Below are 22,646 nucleotides of genomic sequence, written 5' to 3'. Positions count from 1 at the left end.
GCGATTAATAGCAATGAATTATACACTTTGTTGTACATAGTGTTTTTTAGAAATTTCAATAGCCAGCATATTGAATCGTAATGACAGTTGTGTTATTTAAATATTCAATATCAAGTATTTGCTTACCGTGGTTTATCATATTTTCATAATAATGTGAAAATTGATTAAACTCTTTTCTCTGTTTTTCATTAAAGTAACATAAATATAACTGTTTGTAAACTCTTTTTGATTCATTATCCTTTTCATAATTTTTCTTTTCATAAACAAAGAAAGTATCAAATTCAAAATCACCAATTTTAATATCTTTTCTAAAGTAATTTCCAGTAGGAGGTACTCTGTCAGTATATCCTATTATATTTTCATTATTTAAACCTGGTAAATTACAATCTCTACATTTTTCATAAACTAATGTGTCATTTTTAAGTTTATTCACATAGCTTGTTAAAAAAGGATATTTTAGGTTAATGTAATCTAATTCATTGAAGTTATTCAGAGAATCAGTTTTTAATTCCGACTCAATATTTGAATGCGTTTCAGCATTTTTTATTTCGTTTTTGCACGAAATACTGATTAAAAATATAATGAAAATCGATATGTAATTCAGTTTTTTTGACATTATGTACAACTTATATGATATGAAAACGTTTTAATGTTTTATATCAGTCGTTAAACGAAGTTAGTTGATTTTTTTGATAAAGTCAAGTTGTAAACTAATCAATTAAAATCTCCAAAATTTTAATTGCAGCTTCACTAATTTTAGTTCCTGGACCAAATACAGCTACAGCTCCAGCATCAAATAAATATTGGTAATCTTGTTTTGGTATTACACCACCAACAATAACCATAATATCGTCACGACCATAGTTTTTAAGTGCTTCTATAACTTGTGGTACTAAGGTTTTGTGTCCTGCAGCTAAACTAGATACACCTAATATGTGTACATCATTTTCTACTGCTTGTTTTGCTGCTTCTTTTGGTGTTTGGAATAGTGGTCCTATGTCTACATCAAAACCAACATCTGCATAACCTGTTGCGACTACTTTAGCACCACGATCATGTCCATCTTGTCCCATTTTAGCAATCATAATACGTGGTCTGCGACCATCTTGCTCTGCAAATTGGTCTGCTAACTCTCTTGCTTTTGCAAAAGTTTTATCGTTTTTAATTTCTTTACTATACACGCCAGAAAAGGTTTTAATTTGTGCTTTATAACGTCCAAAAACAGCTTCTAAAGCATCACTAATTTCTCCTAAAGTTGCTCTTTCTCTTGCTGCTATTACTGCTAAAGCTAGTAAATTCTTGTTCCCTTGCAAAAGGGAATCTTTAGAATCTGACCAATTTTGCGCTGCTTTGGTTAAATTAGCTAAAGCTTGGTTGACTTTTTCTGTATTTCTTTCAGCTTTAATTTTATTTAAACCTTCTATTTGTTGTAAACGTACAGTTTGATTGTCTACTTCTAAAGTTGAAATTGCATCTTCTTCTTCCAAAACATATTTGTTAACACCAATAATACTGTCTTGTCCGGAGTCTATACGTGCTTGCTTACGTGCTGCAGCTTCTTCAATACGTAATTTTGGGATACCAGCTTCAATAGCTTTGGTCATTCCGCCAAGTGTTTCAACTTCTTCAATTAAAGACCATGCTTTTTCTGCAATATCATGGGTTAGTTTTTCTACATAATAACTTCCAGCCCAAGGATCTACTGTTTTGGTTATATGTGTTTCTTCTTGTAAAAATATTTGAGTATTTCTGGCTATTCTAGCCGAAAAATCTGTTGGTAATGCAATTGCTTCGTCCAATGCATTAGTATGTAAACTTTGTGTACCACCAAATGCTGCAGCTGTAGCTTCAATTGTAGTTCTGGCTACATTGTTAAATGGATCTTGCTCTGTTAAACTCCAACCACTGGTTTGACAATGTGTACGTAAGGATAACGATTTTTGATTTTTTGGGTTAAATTGGCTTACCAATTTTGCCCATAACATACGTGCAGCACGTAGTTTTGCAATTTCCATAAAATGGTTCATCCCAATTGCCCAGAAAAATGATAGTCTAGGAGCAAAGGTATCAATATCCATTCCTGCTGCTAAACCTTTACGTATATATTCTAATCCATCTGCTAATGTGTAAGCCAACTCAATATCGCAAGTGGCTCCAGCTTCTTGCATATGGTATCCAGAAATACTAATACTGTTATATTTTGGCATATTCTGACTTGTATATTCAAAAATATCCGAAATAATTTTCATGGATGGTGTAGGAGGATAGATGTACGTGTTACGTACCATAAACTCTTTTAAAATATCGTTTTGTATTGTTCCTGCTAACTGTTCTGGTTTTACACCTTGCTCTTCTGCAGCAACAATATAAAAAGCCAAGATTGGTAATACTGCACCATTCATGGTCATTGAGACAGACATTTTATCTAACGGAATCTGGTCAAATAAGACTTTCATGTCTTCTACAGAATCTATAGCAACACCAGCTTTTCCAACATCTCCAACCACACGTTCATGATCTGAGTCATAACCTCTGTGTGTAGCTAAATCAAAAGCAACCGATAATCCTTTTTGTCCTGCAGCAAGGTTGCGTCTGTAAAACGCGTTACTTTCTTCTGCAGTACTAAATCCTGCATATTGCCTAATAGTCCAAGGTCTTCTAACATACATTGTACTGTATGGTCCACGAAGGTTTGGCGCAATTCCTGCTACAAAATCAAGATGGTCTACTTGCTTTAAATCGTCCTTAGTGTATTCTGATTTAACCGGAATATCTTCAGCAGTTAAGAATTGGCTATTAGGTTTTGATTTTAAGCTTTTAGCTTTAGTGTTTAAGGTTATATGTTGAATGTTTTTTCTACTCATAATTATTTAATCATGACCATGACCAGCATGATCATCTGCTTGAACAGGTTGTTTTTGTTTAAGAGAAGGTTTTATTGGTTGATTTTTAATATTTACTGGTAAATCTTTAGCAATGTTTGCAGTTAAGTCTACATTAGAAAAATCTACAGTATTAAATTTAGAATAGTATAAATCTAATGCTATAAAAGTAGCTAAATTAGTATCTCTAGAATAAGATGTACTACTTCTTAAAGGTGCAGCAAATAATTCTGAACTCATGCTATTTGTGCTTATTAAAGCATTTAAAGTTTGTTTTAAAGGTACATCTTTCATGTTTTCTGTAATACATTTTATTACTGCACTATTATAGTTTAATTGATCACCATCCCATAAATCTGTTTTAGTTTTTAATGCGTCAAAAATAGCTTTAGTGTGTGGTGTCACTGTTTTTTCAAGTTCTGTTCTGTTAGAAATTATATTGTTAATATAGGCTCTGTAAGCTCTTAATTTGTTTTTGCTTTTTTGGTCGTATTTATTTACAATATCGTTTTCAAAAGCATATAAAGCCTCTTTAATCAAATCATCATATCCTGATTTACAAGTTACTGCATCTGGTTGATCTGCGTATTTAAAATCTGGTAATTTTGCCTCGTTAGGTTTACAGCTAAAATTTAAAGCAATTACAAATACTAATGCAATTTTAAAAATACGTGTGTTCATAGTTTAAAAAATATTTATTCGGTTTTTAATCTGTTTTGTTCTGTTGTTTCTGCTAATCGTTTTTCAATAATAGGTTGGATTAACGTTTTTCTTGGATTCATTTTAACAAACGGAAACAATTCTAAATTGTGTTTCATTTTGTCGTTTTTATTAGGATGTTTATTTGTTCCTAAAAGTGTGATGTTTCCATTATCAAATAGGGATTGCTCTTTGTTGGCACTCTCTTTTATTTTTTTCTGAATAATACCCGAATTTAACTGAGCAATAAATCCACCATTAGCTTCAATGTCTTTAAATAATGCTAACCCTTTTTCTGCTAATTGCATGGTAATGCTCTCTATATAATAACTTCCATCTGATGCATTGTTTACTGCATCAAAATAGCTTTCGTTTTTTAAAACTAATAATTGATTTCTAGCAATACGCTCTCCAAACGCGTTGTCTTTGTGGTAAATAGCATCGTAAGGTAAATTAAATACGGTATTTGCGCCACCAAGTATAGCACTCATGCATTCTGTAGTTGTACGTAACATATTGGTGTTGTAATCATAAATTGTTTTGTTACGTTTAGTTGGTATAGCATGTATTTTTAAATCCGCTTCACAATTATATTCTGATGCTAATGCATTAAACAAAACACGATAGGCTCTTAGTTTTGCGATTTCAAAAAAGTAATTTGTGCCTACTGCAACATTAAAGTGAATGGTTTTAACGTCTTCAAAACCATTTGTGTTACAATACTCGTTTAAATGCGCTAATCCATAAGCTAGTTGTTGTACTATATTTGCTCCAGCATTTTGGTAGGTTACTGTGTTGACTGTAATTTGTTTGCAAACATTAATTTTGTTGTCTGCACTTTTAAACCAATTACCAGTACTAGCTAATTGTCCAATAGGGTCTATTATTATTTGTAATTCCGCATTCGCTGAAATTTTTGCTAGGCTATCTAGATAGGATTGATCTAAAAAATGAAGGTCAAATTGAATATTTGTGCTTTCAAGATCAATATTTTCAATAGTTTTTTCAACTGAAATATCCTTGTTAGGAATGATGAATTTGATGGTTTCAGCACCTTTTTCAATAGCATCAATTGCTTTTTTATTTGAAGCTGTTTCGTTTTGAACAAAAATAATTTGACCAATAAACCATTGTTGTGGTTGTATTTGGGCAGTTTCTGTTATTTCGTCTTGATGATAAAATGGACGTACATCAATACCTTCATCTGTTTTCCAAATTAAGGTGTCGTTGTAGTCTGCACCTTTTAAATCGACTTGGATTTTTTGTTTCCAAGCTTTAGAAGATACTTTTTCAAATGCAGAAAAAAGTGAGTTACTCATTATCTTTTGTCTTTAAACTATCTTGATATTCGATGATATAAATATCTTCGTTTTCTTTTTTCATATAATATTTTTCTCTTGCAAAAGTTTCTAAACCATCTTTATCGCTTAGTTTTTTAATTGCTTTTTTATCTTTTATAATTTCTTTTTTATAGTATTCTTTTTCTTCTTCAAGTTTATTTTGTTCTTGATTAACATCGTTATGATTGATAAAAGAATTGGTGTCAAAAAAAATCATCCAAACACCAAAAATGATTAGAATAATAATATATATGTTTTTATACCATTTTTTCATTATTGAAGCTTCTCGTTAATTATAGTTTTAACTATATCTACAGCTACTGTATTGTATTTATTGTTAGGTATAATGATGTCTGCATACTCTTTCATAGGTTCTATAAATTGCTGATGCATTGGTTTTAGTGTGGTTTGATAACGTGTCAGTACTTCGTTAATATCTCTTCCACGTTCAGTAATATCACGTTTTAGACGTCTTATTAGACGCTCGTCACTATCTGCATGTACAAATATTTTAATATCAAACATTTCTCTGATTTCTGGATGAGACATAATTAAAATACCTTCTACAATCATTACTTTTCTTGGTAATGTTTTAATAGTGTCACCAGTTCTGTTATGTTTTACAAACGAATATACAGGTTGCTCAATAGCTTGGTTTTTTCTTAAAGCTTTAAGGTGTTTTTCTAGTAATTTAAAATCTATAGATCTTGGATGATCAAAATTAATTTTCACTCGTTCCTCATAAGACAAGTGTGTTGTGTCCATATAATAGGAGTCTTGCGAGATTACTCCAACTTCACCTTCAGGTAATTCGTTTAAAATTTGATTTACAACTGTTGTTTTACCACAACCTGTACCTCCTGCAATTCCAATTATAAGCATTTGTATCTTTTAGATTTTTATCAAATTTAATAATTTAAGAGTTAATATTTAGGCAGATTTTTTGAAATTTATATAGGAATTTTAAGTGTATAGAAATTAATAAATATATGACATGTATTTTAGTGAGAATATTTTGTCAAAAAACATTTAAAATTAGTTGAGTTTAAAGAAAAGAACTATATTTGCATCTCCAAAAAACAAATTGTTTAAGGAATTGATAACTAAATTCGGGGTGTAGCGTAGCCCGGTTATCGCGCCACGTTTGGGACGTGGAGGCCGCAGGTTCGAATCCTGCCACCCCGACTTTTAAAGCTCAACTCAATAGTTGAGCTTTTTTTTTGATTTCACCTCAAGAATTTATTCACTTAATGTAACATTATCTTATTTTTTGCGTCATATAGTTGATTTTAAATCAAATAAGTATAATTAAAACAAAAAAGAATGATTGTAAATAAAGGAACTTTAGTATTAGGGGTAATTGTTGGATCTGCTGTGGGAGCAGCATTAGGTGTGTTATTTGCACCAGATAAAGGCAGTAATACTAGAGAATACATAAAGGATGAAAGTTTAAACGTTGTAGACGTTATAAAAAAAGATGCATCTGTATTAAAAGAAGATTTAACAGAATCTGTAAAAGTTGGTAAAGCTAAGTTTAACCAAGAGATTGGAGTGGTAGCTAATAAAGCAAGTCATAAAGCAGATATTATTATAGATTTTATTGAAAAGGGATTAAGTGCATTAAAAGAAAAGAATAAAAAATTTCAGAACTCTTAGACTAGTTTTTTACTAGAAAAAAGTAAGGTTTAGTTACTCTATATTTATAGAATAACTAAACCTTATGTTTTTATAATAACTGTTGATAACTTAACTGTAAGGTTTGCATCAAAAAAACTACTTTTGTTACATCAAATATTGAAAACATGTCAGATACAATCGAAAAAGTAAAATGTCTTATTATAGGATCTGGACCAGCTGGTTATACAGCTGCTATCTATGCAGCCAGAGCAAACATGAAACCTGTTTTATACCAAGGAACACAACCTGGAGGACAATTAACAACTACAAACGAAGTTGAGAATTTTCCAGGATATCCAGACGGAATTACAGGTCCAGAAATGATGATGGAATTACAAAAACAAGCCGAACGTTTTGAAACGGATGTTAGAAATGGTTGGATTACTAAAGTTGATTTTTCTGGAGATGTACACAAAGTCTGGGTTAATGATGTAAAAGAAATCCACTGTGATACTGTGATTATTTCTACAGGAGCTTCTGCAAAATATTTAGGTTTAGAATCTGAACAAAAATATCTAAAACTTGGAGGTGGAGTTTCTGCTTGTGCAGTTTGCGATGGTTTTTTCTACAGAAACCATGAAGTAGTAATTGTTGGAGCAGGAGATAGTGCTTGTGAGGAAGCACATTACTTATCTAAATTATGTAAAAAAGTAACGATGCTAGTTAGACGTGATGAATTTAGAGCGTCTAAAATTATGGCTGCAAGAGTTGCAAACACAGAAAATATAGAGATTTTATTTAATACTGAAACCGATGAGGTTTTAGGAGATGGACAAGTAGTAACAGGTGTACGTGTTGTAAATAATAAAACAAACGAAAAACAAGAAATACCAATTACTGGATTTTTTGTTGCAATTGGACATAAACCAAACACAGATATTTTTAAAGATTATTTAGATTTAGACGATACTGGTTATATTATTAATGCAGTTCCTGGAACATCTAAAACAAATGTAGATGGTGTTTTTGTAAGTGGTGATGCAGCTGACCATGTATACAGACAGGCAATTACAGCTGCTGGAACAGGTTGTATGGCTGCTTTAGATGCAGAACGTTATTTAGCTGCTAAAGATGCTACATTTGAAGTAAGCACTTCTAATTACAACTAAAAACACACTTATTTTGAAATAAAAAAACCGAAGCTTTAGCTTCGGTTTTTTTATTATAGATATTTTTTAATTATTTCTTTTTTAATACTGAGTTATCTGCGAATTGTTCAATAGTAATTTTTGGGCTTCCATAAATCTCAATTTCAGATGTTCCTGATGCATCAATTGTTAAATCTCCACTTACCTCAATATTAACTTCAGCTCTATTTTCTGTTTTAACTGTAGCATTTTTTGATGTTAGGTTCTCGCCTTTAAAATCCGAAGAGTTATCAGCTGTAAGTGTTAAATTTTCTGTGTCTCCTTCAATTTTTGCATTAGCACTTTCTAATAAATCAGCTTCAATTTTTGTAGCATTTATTAAAGCTTCAATCTTACTGTTATCATTTAGTTCTAAAGTTACTGCTTTGGCAGTAATATTAAGTTCAGCTTTAGCTTTATCGTTATTAGATAATTTAAATAAGTCACAATCTATAGTTAAAAAAGCTTTGGAGCTTTCAGATGTTGTTAATGTTAGGTCTGCAAATTTTAAGCTATTTACAGAGCTAATTTCTGCATTTTCGTTTAGCTCGATAGTATTTAATGCCTCATTATAAAAAACAGTAATTTCTAGTTTTTTTTCCTGTAGCTTTGCTGTAGTTTTAAAACTTAATGTACTGTCTTGAGAGACTACTTTTATGTATTCGTGCAAATTATCGTCTGTCATAATTTTTACAGAAGTAGAGTCTGCTTTTACTAATTTTACTTCAAATTCTTCATTTAAAACTAATCGTTGAAAAGAGTTTATTGCTGTCGTTTCTGTAGTTAATACACGACTTCCTTTAACTTTTTCTTTCTTTTGTGCAAATGCAGAAGTGGCAATTAGGATTAGTAATAATGATAGTAATTGTTTTGTCATTGGTCTAAATAATTTTGTTATATACAAATATAAACAAAAACCATCCCAAACTTTTTTAAAGCTTGAGATGGCTGGTTTTTTTTTGATTGATTTTTGTTTTTAAATAGTGTGATTTTTATGTAAAAATGGACACTATTGTTGTTACTAAATACTCGATTAATGTGATCATATGATTGGTTTTTTGATGTGATTGATGTTATTTATTATTGTTTTGATTGGTTATGTTAACGCCTTCTTTATCATTTATAGTGACTTTTACGTTTTTTGTACTTGCTTTTAGACCTTCATCATTGACTGTTAATTCTAAATTTTCAGTTTTAGCTTCCAAACCATCTTCATCTACAATAAGTTTAGAGGTGTCTCCTTCTAAATCTACCTTTACTTGTGTATTGGTTTTGTCTTTTTCTTCTTCACAATCCAGGCATTTAAGTTTTGCACGCTTTACTAGTAAATAATGCTCTTCCATACCATTTTCTAAAATATCATTATAATAGTGATTATTATTTCTGTGGTAATTAAACGTACTTTCATCTGCAAATAATATAGTGCCTTCTGGTAAGTATAAGGTCAACTCAATTTCTTGATCTCTAGATATTGCATTATTTGGTACTGTAAAGTAATTATCTAATACTAAGTTGTTATTATTTAAAGTATAATTATAACTTATGTTTTTTGCTCTGTCTTTTGCTTTGTTAAAGTTGCTTCCTCTTGCAGATTTGTCAACTCTAAGTTTAGCAACACTATCTTTTGTAGATTTAACTATTAACCTGATTCCTTGAGAGAAAGTTACTTTATTACCATTGTCATCGTTTTCAGTCTGCAATCCGTAGTCTCTTCTAAAATGCTCTGCAAAAGTGTCGTTATAATTCATACTAAGCACTAAAGTATCGTTTGCTTTGATATTTGCTAATTGTTCGGTTTTAATGTCTGCAGCTTTTTCTTTATAGCTTAAACTTTGCTTTGTTGCAATTACTGCTAATCCTATAACTGCCATAATCCAAAGTCCTACTAGGCTATATTTAGCAACACTACCCATTGGTTTTAAGTTATTTATCAGAATTTTTAATCCTAAGTAAATAAAGAATATTATAGGTATAACGCTAACTATAAAAATTAAGACTGGAAATAACCAAAACATTCCGTCTAAAGCATTATGAGCTCTTACAAATTCGGCATCAAAAAATCTAAAATCTGCATCAAAGAAAGTTCCAAATATTAATCCAATAGCCAATGCAATAATACCTGCAACACAAGATACTATTAAAGTAATACCAATAAATTTAGAAAAGATTTTAAAAAATGAAGAAAACACACTTCCTAAACTTCCAAAAAAAGATTTACTACTGGATTTTATTTTATTAGTTGGTAAGCGTTTAACAGTTTCTGATATATTATCTGAAGCTTGTTCAAAACCTTCCTTAAATTTATCTGCATGCTTTTGAAAATCTATGTTTTTTACATTTTCTGAAACACTTTCAAATCCGTCTTTAATTTTTTTTTCAATGTTTGTAATGGTAACTTCCTCTCCAGTCATGGTTAGTTTGTCTGAAGTAGAGGTTGCTTCTGGAATAAAAACCCAAAGTAAGATGTATAAGAAAATACCAGTTCCAGCTCCAAAAATAAGTAGTACCCATATTAGTCTAACCCAAATAACATCTATGTTAAAGTAATGTGCTAATCCTGCACAAACACCTCCAACGTAACTGTTTTCTGTATCTCTAAATAATTTTTTAGAATTATTATTTTTAGATTTAGAATCAGAGTGTTGCGTTGGTTCATCTTCAAAAATAGAATCGTCCACAAGATAGTCTTCAGGTTGTCCCATAATAGTAATAACCTCTTCAACTTCTTTATTTCCTATAACTTGACGGTCAGTTTTCATACGTTCAGAAAACAATTCGGCAATTCTTGCTTCAATATCTGAAATAATTTCTGATCGTCCTTGAGAGTCTGTAAATGAACGTTTTATAGCCTCAAGATAGCGTTGTAATTTTAAGTACGCATCTTCATCTATATGATAAAAAATACCTGCTAAGTTTATGTTGACTGTTTTATTCATTTTGTGGTTGATTTAATTGATGTTACTATATTAACTGCGTTTTGTAATTCGTCCCAAGTCGTGGTTAATTCTTTTAAAAAAAGGTGTCCAGTTTCTGTTAAGCCATAATATTTTCGAGGTGGTCCAGAAGTGGATTCTTCCCAACGGTAATTGAGTAGTCCAGCATTTTTAAGTCGTGTAAGTAAAGGGTAAATTGTCCCTTCTACGACTAGCAATTTTGCGTCTTTAAGTGTGCCTAAGATTTCTGCAACGTAAGCGTCTTGATCTTTTAGGACAGACAAAATGCAGTATTCTAAAACACCTTTACGCATTTGTGCTTTTGTGTTTTCTATCTTCATAATTTTGTAAGATGTTTCATAATTAAACTGTTCGTTTTTTGATGATTTGATTGATTGATGATATTCTTTTATTTAATAAATTTAATTGTAAAGGGATAGCTGTATTTTTCGCCATCTTTTGCTTTTAAACTTGCATTGATAATAAAAACTAATTCTAATATAAAGCCGATAACAGCTATTAAACCTATGCTTCCACCAATATAAAATAGAGGAGAAGGTTTATTAATATTTATATGAATGCTGTCAAAAGCATGAAAATCTAAAATGTCAAAATGACTAAACAAACTAAAAACAAAAAATGGTACACAAACAGCACCAATGATAAGCGCATATAATAAGATGCTAAACTGAAAGTTTATAGCTTGTTTGCCATGAGTGTCTACAAAATCCGATTTATCTTTATTAGCAATCCATAAGACTATTGGAGCAATAATATTTCCAAATGGAATTAAAAACCTAGAAAAGGTTGATAAATGAATAAAAGTTGCGAGGTTTTTATGATGATTGGTAACCATGTTTTGAAAGTATATAATAGTTGTCTATGCAAATATATGTCTTTAAGAAGGTATTATGCAATACAAAGTACTATAATTTAACATTTTTTTAACATATTGAGTTCTCGATTATTTTCGATAATTTAGCATAAATAAGATTATATAAATGAAGATATCTCCTAGTAAACTCAATATGTTTACGTTATTTAAATTACCATCAGCTTACTTTTGTGGTGTGCGTGCTAAAGTGTTAAACGACCAACAATGTATTACAACAGTAAAGCATAGGTGGATCAATCAAAACCCATTTAAATCCATGTTTTGGGCTGTTCAAGGTATGGCTGCAGAGTTTTCAACAGGAGCAATGATGTTGATTAAGATTAGAGGGTCTGGTAAAAAGGTATCTATGTTAGTGATTTCTAATACAGCAAAGTTTATAAAAAAAGCTACAGGAAGAATAACTTTTGTTTGTAATGATGGAGACAAAATAGATCATGCTTTAGCAGAAGCAATTAAAACAGGAGAAGGTCAAACAATTTGGTTGGAATCTGTAGCGACTAATAAAGAAGGTGAAGTTGTTTCTACTTTTAAATTTGAATGGTCAATAAAAGTCAAAGGGTCAAAATAAAAATATCTAGTTAACCTTTTGTAACAAATTCTATAAATAAGCAACCTATCATTAATCAAAACCTTATAATATGTACCAAAAAAACGAATTACCAGGAAATAATCTTAATGCACACGAAATAGATTTTGAAATCTTTGGTGAAGAAATGCAATATGTAGAGATCGAGCTAGATCCAGAAGAAGGTGTTATTGCAGAAGCTGGAAGTTTTATGATGATGGATGAAGGTATAAAAATGGAAACCATTTTTGGTGATGGCTCAAAAAAAGACACAGGTTTTTTAGGAAAAGTATTTGGAGCTGGTAAACGTTTATTAACTGGTGAAAGCTTATTTATGACAGCATTTTATAATAACCTAACAGGAAAACGTAAAGTGAGTTTTGCCTCTCCTTATCCAGGGAAAATAGTTGCAATAGATTTATTAGAATATAACGGAAAATTTATCTGCCAAAAAGATGCGTTTTTATGCGCAGCAAAAGGAGTAAGTGTTGGGATAGAGTTTAGTAAAAAACTAGGAAGAGGCTTATTTGGAGGTGAAGGTTTTATAATGCAAAAATTAGAAGGAGATGGAATGGCATTTGTACATGCAGGAGGAACTTTAGCTAGAAAAGTGTTAAAATCTGGAGAAACGTTAAGAGTAGATACTGGTTGTATTGTAGGGTTTACACAAGATGTAAATTATGATATCGAGTTTGTTGGTGGTATAAAAAACACCGTTTTTGGAGGCGAAGGTTTGTTTTTTGCAAAACTAGAAGGTTCAGGAGTTGTTTACGTACAGTCATTACCATTTAGCAGATTAGCAGGACGTGTTTTACAAAGCGTACCAAGAGGTGGTAAAAGTAAAGGAGAGGGTAGTATTTTAGGTGGTTTAGGAGATTTGTTGGATGGAGATAACAGATTTTAAAGCATAAAATTTAACTTGTTTTTAACTGTTAAAGTTTTGCAAGTTTGATTTTTGAATTAGTTTTTTTGTTACCTTTAATCGAAACTTTTAAACTGTTTGCCTATAGTATAATATTACTTTTATTTTAACTAAACCCAATAATTAATTATGGCAAGAGCAATGTTTGAGTACACCAAAACTGTACTTCAAAAAGTTAGTTTTGACAGCACGTTGTTTTGCAAAGAAGTACAAAAAGCTCTGGAGAGGTTATTACCTTATGAAATTGAAGAGCTTAAGATTTATATACAATCTTTAGTACAGCAAAACCCAAAACTAGACCAATGTTTAATTTACATTAATCCTTAAAATATAAAAAAAAGCGACCAAATGGTCGCTTTTTTTATTTACTAATTGGACTTATAATTTGTACATTTTGAAACGCTATTGCACCTCTAACCACTCCAGAAATGACATATTGTAAGGCTTCTATGATTTGCATTTTAAGTTCGCTTTTATGATAAATTAAACTAACTTCTCTTGCAGGAGATGGCTCTGTAAAATAATGTAAATTTTGTTTTGCTTTTTCGTTTAAATCTAAAGTATGTAAAAAAGGCATTAAAGTCATTCCTAAACCTTCATTAGATAGTTTAACCAAGGTTTCTATGCTTCCACTTTCTAACTGAAACTTATCATCTGTATGGTTTTTAAAAGCTTTACAAAGGTTAATAACACCATCTCTAAAGCAATGACCATCTTCTAATAACAACATATCATCAATGTTTAAATCAGAAATTTCTAGTTTACTTTTATCCCTTAGTCTATGATTTTGTGGTACGTAAGCAACAAAAGGTTCAAAATACAGAACACGCTCTTTTATAGTATCAAGTTCTAATGGTGTAGCAGCAATTGCTGCATCTAAATGACCATCATTAATACGTGTAATGATTTCATCAGTGGTTAATTCTTCTATTTTTAGTTTGACTTTCGGGTATTTTTTTACAAAATTGTTTAAAAACATTGGTAGCAATGTAGGCATAACTGTTGGTATTATCCCTAATTTAAATTCGCCTCCAATAAAACCTTTTTGTTGATCTACAATATCTTGTATCCTATAGGACTCGTTAACTATGTTTCTAGCTTGAGTCACTATTTTTTTACCAACTTCAGTTAATTCGATTGGTTTTTTACTTCTATCAAAAATTAAAATATCTAATTGATCTTCTAATTTTTGTATTTGCATACTTAATGTTGGCTGTGTTACAAAGCATTTTTGTGCAGCTTTTGTAAAATTCTGGTGTTCTGCTACAGCCAGAACGTATGATAATTGTGTTATAGTCATTGTTATAGTTTAAGACTATAAAAATATAAAATCTATCAATATAATTTATAATAAAACAAAACTATTTCGGCGTAAATTTATAATATCAAAAAAAAGAGAATATTATGACAATAAATAGTCTTGGATTAGACATCCAAAAAACCAAAGAAACTGCAGAGCAATTAAACCATTTGCTAGCAAATTTTCAGATATACTATCAAAATTTAAGAGGGATCCATTGGAATATTAAAGGGCGAAACTTTTTTGATTTACATGTAAAGTTTGAAGAGTTGTATACAGATGCTAATATGAAAGTAGATTTAATTGCGGAGCGTATACTTACTTTAGGAGAAACTCCATTACATACTTTTGAAGATTATATAAAATCTGCAAAAGTACCTGTTGGACAAAATGTATCTAAAGATGATAATGCAGTAGCATTAATAGTAACCTCTTTAACAGAGTTATTAAAGATAGAACGTCAGATTTTAGATGCAGCAGGAGATGCTAATGATGAAGGAACTAATTCTATGATGAGTGATTTTATAGCAGAACAAGAAAAAACCGTTTGGATGATGAATGCTTGGCTTGGAAAAAGCCTTTAAAGACTTTGTTTAAAATATAAAAGAGCAACTTTAGTTGCTCTTTTTTTTGCGCTTATCATATTTGATTATTAATTATTTGTAGGTTTGTTTTACACAATTAGTTTGGACTAATCACGTATTATGATGACGATAAAATCAGAAACTAAAAAAAACAAAAAACCTTGGCCAACTAAAAAGGCTATGGAACAAGTGTATACTAATAAACTTTGGGGAAGTAATACGTCTACATTTTATTCTGGAGAAGGATCTCATCATCCAGATATTGTAAATCCATATATAGAAAGCGTTACTTCATTTTTAACATCGTTTAAAGACTCTTTAATAGTTTGCGATTTAGGATGTGGAGACTTTAATGTTGGTAAAGAGTTGGTGAAATTTACCCATAAGTATTTTGCTATAGACATTGTTGAAAGTCTTATAGAACATAATAAAGTTGAATTTAAAATAGATCATTTAGAATTTAAATGTTTGGACATCTCTAAAGATATTTTACCATTTGCAGATTGCGTTTTAATACGTCAGGTTTTGCAGCATTTATCTAATAATGAAGTGCAAAACGTAGTTGATAAGTTATCCAAATATAAATATGTTATTTTAACAGAACATCTGCCACAAGGCAATTTTACACCTAATAAAGACATTATTTCTGGACAAGGTACACGATTAAAGAAGAAAAGTGGTTTAAACATATTAGAACCACCTTTTAATTTTAAAATTAAAGAAGAAAAACAATTGTCTTCTGTTGTTTTAAACAACAACAAAGGAGTAATTGTAACAACACTATATCAAGTGTTTTAAGTTTTTGTATAAGAAAAAATTTTAAAAATAGTATTAATTGATAGTAGAAAAAGTGATACTTATAGGTTGCTTTTTTATGTTTCGTTTAACGTGTTTGTGTATGGTTTGTTGCGTGAGAACTAAGTTAGCAAAAAAGGACGAACCAATTGTTCAGCAGCAAAGATTTTCCGCGAGGAAAATCAGACGCAATTGACTATACACGTTGTTAGGTGCAGTTTATTTTCATTTCTTTCAGTTCAATTCCGTTAATTGAATTTCCAACAGTTTCTTTATCGGAAATCGGGTGAACTAAAATCACATATTGGTCACTATCTGTATCTATAAAACTCAACTCTAAATCCGATTTATTGAGCAAATTCTTGTAATCGCAAAAGACATTGTCAAAAGACACAGATGCTCTTTCTGGATAATCATTTGGACTTGGTAAGTCAATTTTTCGGTTAAAGTTATTTTCCAATGCAGATGCTAAATTCCAATTAAAGTCATCAATTCCAGCTTTCCAGTCTAAAACCATAAAAAGAAGAATCTTATTTTTGTTTAAATAGTCATTTACAAAATTTAATGTTGTTCCGTGTTCCCAATGTCCATCATAGTTTTTTAATTCAGAAGCGAACTTTTGGAATTTAGCATGGTCATTTTCGTTTAGACAGACTTTAGCTAAATTCAAATAACTTTCTTTGACTTTATCCGATAGTTTTTTTGGTTTCGGCTTACTCCTTGATAGGAAATCTTTCATTGATTCTGCACTTACTAAATTAAACTCGTTATCAAGTTCAACTATAGAATATGGAAATTCCTCGTTTGTTTTAATGATTTGAGAAATGTAGTTTTTTAAAATTCTTTTTTTCTTTTTACGACCAAAGAATCCAATACGCTTGACTTTATTCAATTCCCCAAACAAAATATGTTCGTCCCATTTTCTACTTGTTCCAACAATCAATCCTTTATCATAGGTTTTTCCTGACGTCATTCCAATAAAATTTGGTTTTAAATCAACGATATTTGGTAATAGAAATTCTTGGACAGAATCTGCTCCGTGAATATCTCTATTTGTATGTATAAAGGTTCTTATGATATTCATTTGTGATTGGGTTTGTTATAATTGCACCTAACGTATAGCGAATATGATTCCGTTTTAATGAATTATATTCGAAGTTAAACGAAGTTACTCGAAAAAAATGAGAAAGTCAAATAGCAACAATAACAAAAAAAAGCCACTATAAAAGTGGCTTAATTACTATTCGTTTTTTGATGTGTTTAAAATCTAATATTAAAATCTAAATCTTCAGTTGTGACTTCAAATTTAGCATCTTCAAATTGTGGTGGTCCAAAACTCATTGGATTATTAGACATTCCGTAGTTTTCTTTAGGCATTCCATTTTCAAAATCCATACTATTATTCTCGTTTTCGTCATGTAAAGCCATAACAGCATATGTTCCTGGTTTTACGTTTTTAAAGGTTACAGTAACTGTATTGTTTTCTATTTTTGTAGACACGTTTTGTACGCCTTGTCCTTTCATCCATGTGTCTTTTGTGTGTAAAGCAAACATAACTTGACCAGTATTGTTTTTAACCTTGTCTATGGTTACTGTAATTGTCTGACCTTCTATTGTAGTTGTTGCTTCAGACTGAGCAAAACCTAAAGTGATGCTTAATACAAATAATACTAAAGTTGTTAATACGTTGTTTTTTAATTGAGTTGCAGTTTTCATAATGTGTTGTTTTAATTGATTAACACTTCAAAGATGCATCAAACACTTAAGTTTGACTAATACAATTAACCCAATTGTTGTTTTTTATAGACCAGCTGTCATTTTATTGCATTGGGATAATTTCTACACGTCTATTTTTCTGTCTTCCTTCTTCTGTATTTGAATTGTCAATTGGAAACTCTTCTCCAAAACCTTTAGTTTTTAACAAGGTAATATCTATACCTTTGTTTACAAGATAGGCTCTTACAGCATTAGCACGCTCTAAGGATAATACCAAGTTGGTTTGGTTAGAGGAAGTGTTATCTGTATGCCCAGAAATCTCATAAGATTTAATGTCAGACTTTTTTATAAAAGCTGCTACATTATCTAAAATTTTCTGACTTTCAGCAGTGATTTCAGCTTTACTTAATTCAAAATAAATTAAAACAGGTTTATTAGAAACTACTGCTTTTTTAGGTTCTTTTTTTACTTTAGGACAGCCATTATTACTTGCTATACCTTTGATTTTTGGACACTTGTCAATTTTATCTGGTATACCATCTCCATCTCCATCAGTATCAGGTATTGGACAGCCTTTATTTTTGTAATCTCCAGCTATTTCTGGGCATCTATCATAAGGATCTGCAACACCATCTTTGTCGGTGTCTGGACAACCATTAAGTGTTCCAGATAGTTCTGGACAGTTATCTTCTTTATCCGGAATTCCATCATTGTCAGTATCTGGACAACCGTTTAAAGATGCTAAACCAAAAACATTTGGACACTGATCTTCTTGGTTTACAATTCCATCATTATCACTATCTGTACCACCAAATTTAAAAATAATTCCAACAGAATGTTGGTAATGTTGTAATCCATAATCTTCAAAAGCATGTTTGTAAATACTCTGTGCTGTTAACCCAAAATTATAAGTCAACCAGACATTGATACCAACACCACCATTTAGTGTTCCTGCACCAACATTGTCTAACCATGTATATCCACCACCTAATGTTAGGTAAGGTGTTACTACAAAACCATTAGATAGGTTAAGTTTAAATAATCCATCAAGTGCAATAAGTGGAAATTTTTCATCCAGATTAACGTAGTTTTGTTTAATCCCACTAAGCGAAATGTTAGATTCAAAAGCGAGTTTGCCACTTAAATGTCTTGCTAATCCAATTTTAAATCCAGCTGGATCCCAATTCCAAGTTTTAAAACGACCTTTGTCTCCAGGAAGTGATCTAACAGGATTGTTAATTGTGTTGGTGCTTAAACTAGCAGTCCATGGTGAGTAGACATCTTGGGCTTGCAAATTATGAGATATACAAAAAGGGAGAATAACAGTTAGTAGTAAAACTAATCGTTTCATTGTTTATAGAATATTGATTAATAGCAAAGCTAATATAGGTTAAAAAAATAGAATATTAAAAACTAAAGGTTAATCTGTTTGCTTTGACAGATTAAGCATAATAGGGTTTTTAAACGTTTGTTGATTTTAATTAGCCATTTGTTTTTATAAAAACTAATTTTGCTGTTTTAGTTTTCGTATGTTTTATATATTAGATATTTTAGGAACCATAGCTTTTGCAATTTCTGGTGTTTTAATTGCTTTAAACAAGCGTATGGATGCTTTTGGGATATTAATTATAGCATTTGTAACAGCTGTTGGAGGAGGAACTTTAAGAGATGTTTTAATTGGCGAAACTCCAGTTAGTTGGATGAAAGATATGACGTTTATCTATGTTGTTATAGCATCAACTATTTTTGCAATTGTTTTTAGATCTAAGATTGACTACTTGCGTAAATCTTTATTTTTATTTGACACTATTGGTATTGGATTGTATACAGTTGTTGGTGTCGAAAAAGGTATTTCGGCAGGATTACACCCAATAATTTGTGTGTTTTTAGGAACAATATCTGCTTGTTTTGGAGGTGTCATTAGAGATATTTTGTGTAACGAAATACCAGTAATTTTTAGAAAAGAAGTGTATGCAACTGCTTGCATCTTAGGTGGAGCAACTTATTTTTTGGTAAGTTATTTGCCAATTGCTTCAGATTTTGTTTTTGTAATTGCTGGAACTGTTGTTATAGCTATAAGACTTATAGCAGTTAAGTTTAAGGTAAGCTTACCAAGTTTGTATCGTGATTAGTTTTAAGTCACTACTTTTTAATTTCAAAAATAACATTGGACAGATTGTCCTTATCTTTTTTATTAGGTACTACATAAAATCCATTATTTTCAAGAAGTTTTACAGAGTTTTTGTTTTTAAAATCTGTATAAGCTTCAATTGTATTAAAATTAAGTGTTGTAAATCCAAAGTTAATGACCCTTTTTAAAGCTTCGCTCATAATTCCTTTTTTTTGAAATAAAGGAATTAAATCATAACCAACTTCTGCGGTTTTTTGGTCTTCAGAAAAATTCCATAAACAAATGGTTCCAATAATTTTTGGGTTGTTGTTTATAGTAATTCCCCAAGACACAGATTGATTGTTTTTAAATTGAAAGTCTAGTTTTTTTATATGCTTTACAGCATCAGATGTTGTTTTTGTTTGCCTATCAATAGGTCTTTCAATAAATTTATTTACAACCTTATCCGAACGTAAAAATAGTATGATATTACTATCGGATTCCTCAATCCTTCTTAATGTTAGTCTTTCTGTTTTAAGTTCTGGAAAGGGTTTGATCATTTATAGACTACTTGGTGTTTGCTTTATAATTTGTTACTGTATATAACTATTAAGGTTGTTTTGATAAATACGCCATTAACAATAATGCAGCTCCAACTACAATTGTTATTAAACCAAAAGGTCTAAATACAAAAAGTCCAATAATACCAACTAAAATAATTGCGCTTGATACAATCATAAAACCTAAATCTCCTTTTTTCTTTGTCATTGTTGTGTTTTTTATTAAATCCAATTATTTCTTAGTAGTCACCGGAAATCCTCTATCACGCATTAAAGCTTCAATTTTTGCATCACGTCCTCTAAATTTTCTGTAGGCTTCAGCAGGATCCATACTGTTACGAGGCGCAAATAAATATTTAACTAACTTATCTGCCAATGCTTTGTCATAAAAGCCATTTGGAGCTTGTTTAAAAGCTTCTGACGCATCACTAGTCAAAACATCTGCCCACATATATCCATAATATGCTGTAGCATAACCTTCGCCAGAAAAGACATGTCCAAAGTGTGGTGTTCTGTGGCGCATTGGTAATTCTTTAGGCATATTTAATTCTGCTAAAGTTTCGTGTTCAAATTTGTCAATGTCAATATTAGTTGGATCTGCCAAGTGTAATCTCATGTCCATTAAAGCAGAAGCCAAATATTCTGTAGTACCAAACCCTTGATTAAAAGTGGATGCTTTTTTGATTTTAGCTACTAAACTTGCTGGAATTGGTTGTCCTGTTTTGTTGTGTACTAAAAACTGATTAATAACTTCATCTGTAGATAACCAACGTTCTAATAACTGACTTTGGAACTCGGTATAATCTCTAACACCACCATTTAAAGTTGGGTATTTTACGTTAGACGAGAAAAAGTGTAGTGCATGTCCAAACTCATGAAAAAATGTCTCTGCATCATCCCAAGAGACCAAAACCGCTTCTCCAGGAGCAGGCTTTACAAAGTTAGAATTGTTAGATGCTAATACTGTTTTTGGACCATCAAAAGTGGTGTGACTTCTATAGGTAGTTGCCCAAGCACCAGAACGTTTTCCTGGTCTTGCAAATGGATCTAAATACCATAAACCAATAAACTTACCAGAGTCCTTATCTGTTACTTCCCAAACGTTAACGTCTTCATGGAAAACAGGGACTTTTCCTTTTTCAATTGCTGTAAACTTGTAATTAAATAAACGTCCTGCTGTGTAAAACAAAGCTTGTGTTAACTTATCTAATTGTAAATATTGCTTTACCTCATCACTATCTAAATTATATTTTTTCTGTCTTACTTTTTCGGCATAAAAACGGTAATCCCAAGGAGCAATTTCAATATTTTTTCCGGAAGCATCTGCAACCGTTTGCATATCTGCAACTTCCTCCTTAACTCTTGCTATTGCTGCTGGCCAAACAGCTTCCATTAATCCCATTGCATTTTCTGGTGTTTTTGCCATTCTGTCTTGTAAACGCCATTCTGCATAATTTTTATAGCCTAATAGTTCTACACGTTCTCTACGTAGTTTTAGTATTTCTGCGATAAGCGAATTGTTATCAAACTCGTCTCCATTATCTCCTCTAGAATAATAGTTGGTCCATACTTTTTTACGTAATTGTCGCTCTGTACTGTAGGTTAAAAAAGGATCCATTGACGATCGTGTGTTGGTAATAGCATACTTACCATCCTGTTTATTATCTGTTGCTATTTTTGCTGCAGATTTTATAAATCCTTCGCTTAATCCATCTAATTGATCTTTGGTTAGGTAAGTAATGTAGTTTTCTTCGTCATGTAAAACGTTGTCGCTAAATTTATTATATAATGATGATAGCTCTTTACTTATTTCTGCATAGCGTTTCTTTTTGGTGTCGTCCAATTCTGCTCCATTCATTTCAAAACGTTTGTAAATTAAATTTACAACGCGTTGTTGATCTGCTGGAAGTGGTTTGCTTTGTGATGCATCATAAACCAATTTAATGCGTTTGAATAATGCTTCGTTTTGATTTATTTTTGAAGAATACTCAGATAAAAGAGGTGCCAATTTACCTTGTACTTCTCTAAACTCAGGACTACTCATATTACTACTAAAAATGCCATAGTAAGTAAAAACATTGTCTAAGCCATTAGCTGCACGCTCCATTGCTTCAATTGTGTTTTCAAATGTTGGTACTTCTGTATTGTTAGCAATAGCTTCAATATCTTTTAAACCTTGTTCCATTCCATTAATTACTGCTGGTTCGATTTGATCTACAGTCATTTTATCAAAAGCAGGAACACCTCCATAAGGTCCAGTATAATCTTGGAGTAGAAGATTGTCGCTCATAGTTTTAGTAGATTCAGTTTTGGTTTCTTTTTTACAACTTGTACCAATTAATAGTAGTGCACAAGTTATAAGAGAAAGAATATTATTTGTTTTCATAATTTGGAAGTTTGAAATTGAAAGATAATGAATTTAATTGATGAGATTAGTTTTTAAAATTAGTTACGTTCTTTCTTTTCGTTCATTTTGTCTTGATACAAAACGAACCAAAAAATCAAATTGAAATTAGGAAATTGCTAAAGCATCACTCACTT

General features: G+C 31.0%; 25 protein-coding genes and 1 tRNA gene. 9 read left to right on the top strand and 17 right to left on the bottom strand.

Translation table 11 applies throughout. From position 1 onward, the window contains the following. Positions 1-55 precede the first annotated feature (55 nt). The 6 genes from SJY17_RS14155 to udk all read right to left on the bottom strand — a co-directional run bounded on the left by SJY17_RS14155 (position 56) and on the right by udk (position 5,803). The gene (locus SJY17_RS14155) at positions 56-616 is read right to left on the bottom strand and encodes a hypothetical protein (RefSeq protein ID WP_397363219.1); all 561 of its coding nucleotides are present in this window, start codon (positions 614-616) and stop codon (positions 56-58) included. 94 nt (positions 617-710) lie between these two features. Beyond that, the gene (gene scpA, locus SJY17_RS14150; protein ID WP_397363218.1) at positions 711-2,864 is read right to left on the bottom strand and encodes a methylmalonyl-CoA mutase; all 2,154 of its coding nucleotides are present in this window, start codon (positions 2,862-2,864) and stop codon (positions 711-713) included. Between the two features lie 6 nt (positions 2,865-2,870). After that, positions 2,871-3,563 carry a hypothetical protein gene (locus SJY17_RS14145; protein WP_397363217.1) on the bottom strand — a complete coding sequence of 231 codons (693 nt, stop codon included), beginning with the start codon at positions 3,561-3,563 and terminating at the stop codon, positions 2,871-2,873. A gap of 14 nt (positions 3,564-3,577) precedes the next feature. Continuing rightward, positions 3,578-4,900, bottom strand: coding sequence for a methylmalonyl-CoA mutase subunit beta (locus SJY17_RS14140; protein ID WP_397363216.1), 1,323 nt, complete (start codon positions 4,898-4,900; stop codon positions 3,578-3,580). Beyond that, positions 4,893-5,195 (bottom strand): septum formation initiator family protein, encoded by a 303-nt coding sequence (locus tag SJY17_RS14135; protein ID WP_397363215.1) that lies wholly within the window; start codon positions 5,193-5,195, stop codon positions 4,893-4,895. Before SJY17_RS14135 ends, SJY17_RS14140 begins: the two co-directional genes overlap by 8 nt. After that, a complete protein-coding gene (udk, locus tag SJY17_RS14130) occupies positions 5,195-5,803 on the bottom strand; it encodes a uridine kinase (protein WP_397363214.1) in 609 nt (202 codons plus the stop codon). The genes SJY17_RS14135 and udk overlap by 1 nt, the downstream gene beginning before the upstream one ends. A 228-nt stretch (positions 5,804-6,031) precedes the next feature. On the opposite strand from udk, the gene SJY17_RS14125 reads away from it, so the two are divergent. The 3 genes from SJY17_RS14125 (at position 6,032) to trxB (ending at position 7,707) form a co-directional block, all read left to right on the top strand. Next, positions 6,032-6,106 (top strand) — tRNA-Pro (locus tag SJY17_RS14125). 138 nt (positions 6,107-6,244) lie between these two features. After that, positions 6,245-6,577, top strand: a complete 333-nt coding sequence (locus tag SJY17_RS14120) for a YtxH domain-containing protein (RefSeq protein ID WP_397363213.1) — start codon at positions 6,245-6,247, stop codon at positions 6,575-6,577. A 146-nt stretch (positions 6,578-6,723) separates the two neighbouring features. Next, positions 6,724-7,707, top strand: a complete 984-nt coding sequence (gene trxB, locus SJY17_RS14115; RefSeq protein WP_397363212.1) for a thioredoxin-disulfide reductase — start codon at positions 6,724-6,726, stop codon at positions 7,705-7,707. Positions 7,708-7,777: 70 nt separating this feature from the next. On the opposite strand, the gene SJY17_RS14110 is transcribed toward trxB, so the two are convergent. The 4 genes from SJY17_RS14110 to SJY17_RS14095 form a co-directional block, all read right to left on the bottom strand. Beyond that, complete coding sequence (locus SJY17_RS14110) at positions 7,778-8,602, bottom strand: GIN domain-containing protein (protein ID WP_397363211.1); 825 nt, start codon at positions 8,600-8,602, stop codon at positions 7,778-7,780. A gap of 196 nt (positions 8,603-8,798) precedes the next feature. Beyond that, positions 8,799-10,661: a PspC domain-containing protein gene (locus SJY17_RS14105; RefSeq protein ID WP_397363210.1), complete on the bottom strand. Its 1,863-nt coding sequence runs from the start codon at positions 10,659-10,661 to the stop codon at positions 8,799-8,801. Next, on the bottom strand, positions 10,658-10,999 hold the full coding sequence (locus SJY17_RS14100; protein WP_397363209.1) for a PadR family transcriptional regulator: 342 nt from the start codon (positions 10,997-10,999) through the stop codon (positions 10,658-10,660). The genes SJY17_RS14105 and SJY17_RS14100 overlap by 4 nt, the downstream gene beginning before the upstream one ends. Positions 11,000-11,067: 68 nt before the next feature. Then, a complete protein-coding gene (locus SJY17_RS14095; RefSeq protein WP_397363208.1) occupies positions 11,068-11,514 on the bottom strand; it encodes a DUF4870 domain-containing protein in 447 nt (148 codons plus the stop codon). Between the two features lie 145 nt (positions 11,515-11,659). Between SJY17_RS14095 and SJY17_RS14090 the strand changes: the two genes are divergently transcribed. From SJY17_RS14090 to SJY17_RS14080, 3 genes are all read left to right on the top strand, one after another. Then, a complete protein-coding gene (locus SJY17_RS14090; protein ID WP_397363207.1) occupies positions 11,660-12,121 on the top strand; it encodes a DUF4442 domain-containing protein in 462 nt (153 codons plus the stop codon). 70 nt (positions 12,122-12,191) lie between these two features. After that, positions 12,192-13,022 (top strand): TIGR00266 family protein, encoded by an 831-nt coding sequence (locus SJY17_RS14085; protein ID WP_397363206.1) that lies wholly within the window; start codon positions 12,192-12,194, stop codon positions 13,020-13,022. A gap of 147 nt (positions 13,023-13,169) precedes the next feature. Continuing rightward, a complete protein-coding gene (locus SJY17_RS14080; RefSeq protein ID WP_397363205.1) occupies positions 13,170-13,367 on the top strand; it encodes a hypothetical protein in 198 nt (65 codons plus the stop codon). A 34-nt stretch (positions 13,368-13,401) separates the two neighbouring features. On the opposite strand, the gene SJY17_RS14075 is transcribed toward SJY17_RS14080, so the two are convergent. Beyond that, positions 13,402-14,340 (bottom strand): LysR substrate-binding domain-containing protein, encoded by a 939-nt coding sequence (locus tag SJY17_RS14075; protein ID WP_397363204.1) that lies wholly within the window; start codon positions 14,338-14,340, stop codon positions 13,402-13,404. Between the two features lie 104 nt (positions 14,341-14,444). Between SJY17_RS14075 and SJY17_RS14070 the strand changes: the two genes are divergently transcribed. Continuing rightward, the gene (locus tag SJY17_RS14070; protein WP_397363203.1) at positions 14,445-14,924 is read left to right on the top strand and encodes a Dps family protein; all 480 of its coding nucleotides are present in this window, start codon (positions 14,445-14,447) and stop codon (positions 14,922-14,924) included. Positions 14,925-15,047: 123 nt separating this feature from the next. Beyond that, on the top strand, positions 15,048-15,722 hold the full coding sequence (locus SJY17_RS14065; protein WP_397364885.1) for a methyltransferase domain-containing protein: 675 nt from the start codon (positions 15,048-15,050) through the stop codon (positions 15,720-15,722). Positions 15,723-15,927: 205 nt separating this feature from the next. Here SJY17_RS14065 and SJY17_RS14060 read toward each other — a convergent pair whose 3' ends face one another. From SJY17_RS14060 to SJY17_RS14050, 3 genes are all read right to left on the bottom strand, one after another. After that, entirely contained in the window at positions 15,928-16,803 is an 876-nt protein-coding gene (locus tag SJY17_RS14060) for a hypothetical protein (protein WP_397363202.1), read from the bottom strand. Positions 16,804-16,979: 176 nt separating this feature from the next. Next, the gene (locus tag SJY17_RS14055; protein ID WP_397363201.1) at positions 16,980-17,435 is read right to left on the bottom strand and encodes a DUF2141 domain-containing protein; all 456 of its coding nucleotides are present in this window, start codon (positions 17,433-17,435) and stop codon (positions 16,980-16,982) included. A 103-nt stretch (positions 17,436-17,538) separates the two neighbouring features. After that, the gene (locus SJY17_RS14050) at positions 17,539-18,786 is read right to left on the bottom strand and encodes an OmpA family protein (RefSeq protein WP_397363200.1); all 1,248 of its coding nucleotides are present in this window, start codon (positions 18,784-18,786) and stop codon (positions 17,539-17,541) included. A gap of 178 nt (positions 18,787-18,964) precedes the next feature. Here SJY17_RS14050 and SJY17_RS14045 point away from each other — a divergent pair, with 178 nt between their 5' ends. After that, positions 18,965-19,567: a trimeric intracellular cation channel family protein gene (locus SJY17_RS14045; RefSeq protein ID WP_397363199.1), complete on the top strand. Its 603-nt coding sequence runs from the start codon at positions 18,965-18,967 to the stop codon at positions 19,565-19,567. A gap of 10 nt (positions 19,568-19,577) precedes the next feature. Here SJY17_RS14045 and SJY17_RS14040 read toward each other — a convergent pair whose 3' ends face one another. The 3 genes from SJY17_RS14040 to SJY17_RS14030 are packed head-to-tail and all read right to left on the bottom strand — an operon-like array spanning position 19,578 to position 22,491. Next, positions 19,578-20,105: a GNAT family N-acetyltransferase gene (locus SJY17_RS14040; protein WP_397363198.1), complete on the bottom strand. Its 528-nt coding sequence runs from the start codon at positions 20,103-20,105 to the stop codon at positions 19,578-19,580. A gap of 49 nt (positions 20,106-20,154) precedes the next feature. Further along, on the bottom strand, positions 20,155-20,313 hold the full coding sequence (locus tag SJY17_RS14035) for a hypothetical protein (RefSeq protein ID WP_397363197.1): 159 nt from the start codon (positions 20,311-20,313) through the stop codon (positions 20,155-20,157). A gap of 24 nt (positions 20,314-20,337) precedes the next feature. Next, entirely contained in the window at positions 20,338-22,491 is a 2,154-nt protein-coding gene (locus SJY17_RS14030; RefSeq protein ID WP_397363195.1) for a M3 family metallopeptidase, read from the bottom strand. Positions 22,492-22,646: the final 155 nt, after the last annotated feature.

Origin of the sequence: Olleya sp. R77988, from assembly GCF_044594215.1 — a bacterium.
Taxonomy (GTDB): domain Bacteria; phylum Bacteroidota; class Bacteroidia; order Flavobacteriales; family Flavobacteriaceae; genus Olleya.
Note: the sequence above shows the minus strand (reverse complement) of the source record. Positions and strands in the feature narration are given on the sequence as shown.

What these genes read in the sequence shown, in the direction of transcription:
- SJY17_RS14155 (WP_397363219.1), bottom strand. Translation starts at nt 616, where the DNA reads ATGTCAAAAAAACTGAATTACATATCGATTTTCATTATATTTTTAATC.
- scpA (WP_397363218.1), bottom strand. Translation starts at nt 2,864, where the DNA reads ATGAGTAGAAAAAACATTCAACATATAACCTTAAACACTAAAGCTAAA.
- SJY17_RS14145 (WP_397363217.1), bottom strand. Translation starts at nt 3,563, where the DNA reads ATGAACACACGTATTTTTAAAATTGCATTAGTATTTGTAATTGCTTTA.
- SJY17_RS14140 (WP_397363216.1), bottom strand. Translation starts at nt 4,900, where the DNA reads ATGAGTAACTCACTTTTTTCTGCATTTGAAAAAGTATCTTCTAAAGCT.
- SJY17_RS14135 (WP_397363215.1), bottom strand. Translation starts at nt 5,195, where the DNA reads ATGAAAAAATGGTATAAAAACATATATATTATTATTCTAATCATTTTT.
- udk (WP_397363214.1), bottom strand. Translation starts at nt 5,803, where the DNA reads ATGCTTATAATTGGAATTGCAGGAGGTACAGGTTGTGGTAAAACAACA.
- SJY17_RS14120 (WP_397363213.1), top strand. Translation starts at nt 6,245, where the DNA reads ATGATTGTAAATAAAGGAACTTTAGTATTAGGGGTAATTGTTGGATCT.
- trxB (WP_397363212.1), top strand. Translation starts at nt 6,724, where the DNA reads ATGTCAGATACAATCGAAAAAGTAAAATGTCTTATTATAGGATCTGGA.
- SJY17_RS14110 (WP_397363211.1), bottom strand. Translation starts at nt 8,602, where the DNA reads ATGACAAAACAATTACTATCATTATTACTAATCCTAATTGCCACTTCT.
- SJY17_RS14105 (WP_397363210.1), bottom strand. Translation starts at nt 10,661, where the DNA reads ATGAATAAAACAGTCAACATAAACTTAGCAGGTATTTTTTATCATATA.
- SJY17_RS14100 (WP_397363209.1), bottom strand. Translation starts at nt 10,999, where the DNA reads ATGAAGATAGAAAACACAAAAGCACAAATGCGTAAAGGTGTTTTAGAA.
- SJY17_RS14095 (WP_397363208.1), bottom strand. Translation starts at nt 11,514, where the DNA reads ATGGTTACCAATCATCATAAAAACCTCGCAACTTTTATTCATTTATCA.
- SJY17_RS14090 (WP_397363207.1), top strand. Translation starts at nt 11,660, where the DNA reads ATGAAGATATCTCCTAGTAAACTCAATATGTTTACGTTATTTAAATTA.
- SJY17_RS14085 (WP_397363206.1), top strand. Translation starts at nt 12,192, where the DNA reads ATGTACCAAAAAAACGAATTACCAGGAAATAATCTTAATGCACACGAA.
- SJY17_RS14080 (WP_397363205.1), top strand. Translation starts at nt 13,170, where the DNA reads ATGGCAAGAGCAATGTTTGAGTACACCAAAACTGTACTTCAAAAAGTT.
- SJY17_RS14075 (WP_397363204.1), bottom strand. Translation starts at nt 14,340, where the DNA reads ATGACTATAACACAATTATCATACGTTCTGGCTGTAGCAGAACACCAG.
- SJY17_RS14070 (WP_397363203.1), top strand. Translation starts at nt 14,445, where the DNA reads ATGACAATAAATAGTCTTGGATTAGACATCCAAAAAACCAAAGAAACT.
- SJY17_RS14065 (WP_397364885.1), top strand. Translation starts at nt 15,048, where the DNA reads ATGACGATAAAATCAGAAACTAAAAAAAACAAAAAACCTTGGCCAACT.
- SJY17_RS14060 (WP_397363202.1), bottom strand. Translation starts at nt 16,803, where the DNA reads ATGAATATCATAAGAACCTTTATACATACAAATAGAGATATTCACGGA.
- SJY17_RS14055 (WP_397363201.1), bottom strand. Translation starts at nt 17,435, where the DNA reads ATGAAAACTGCAACTCAATTAAAAAACAACGTATTAACAACTTTAGTA.
- SJY17_RS14050 (WP_397363200.1), bottom strand. Translation starts at nt 18,786, where the DNA reads ATGAAACGATTAGTTTTACTACTAACTGTTATTCTCCCTTTTTGTATA.
- SJY17_RS14045 (WP_397363199.1), top strand. Translation starts at nt 18,965, where the DNA reads ATGTTTTATATATTAGATATTTTAGGAACCATAGCTTTTGCAATTTCT.
- SJY17_RS14040 (WP_397363198.1), bottom strand. Translation starts at nt 20,105, where the DNA reads ATGATCAAACCCTTTCCAGAACTTAAAACAGAAAGACTAACATTAAGA.
- SJY17_RS14035 (WP_397363197.1), bottom strand. Translation starts at nt 20,313, where the DNA reads ATGACAAAGAAAAAAGGAGATTTAGGTTTTATGATTGTATCAAGCGCA.
- SJY17_RS14030 (WP_397363195.1), bottom strand. Translation starts at nt 22,491, where the DNA reads ATGAAAACAAATAATATTCTTTCTCTTATAACTTGTGCACTACTATTA.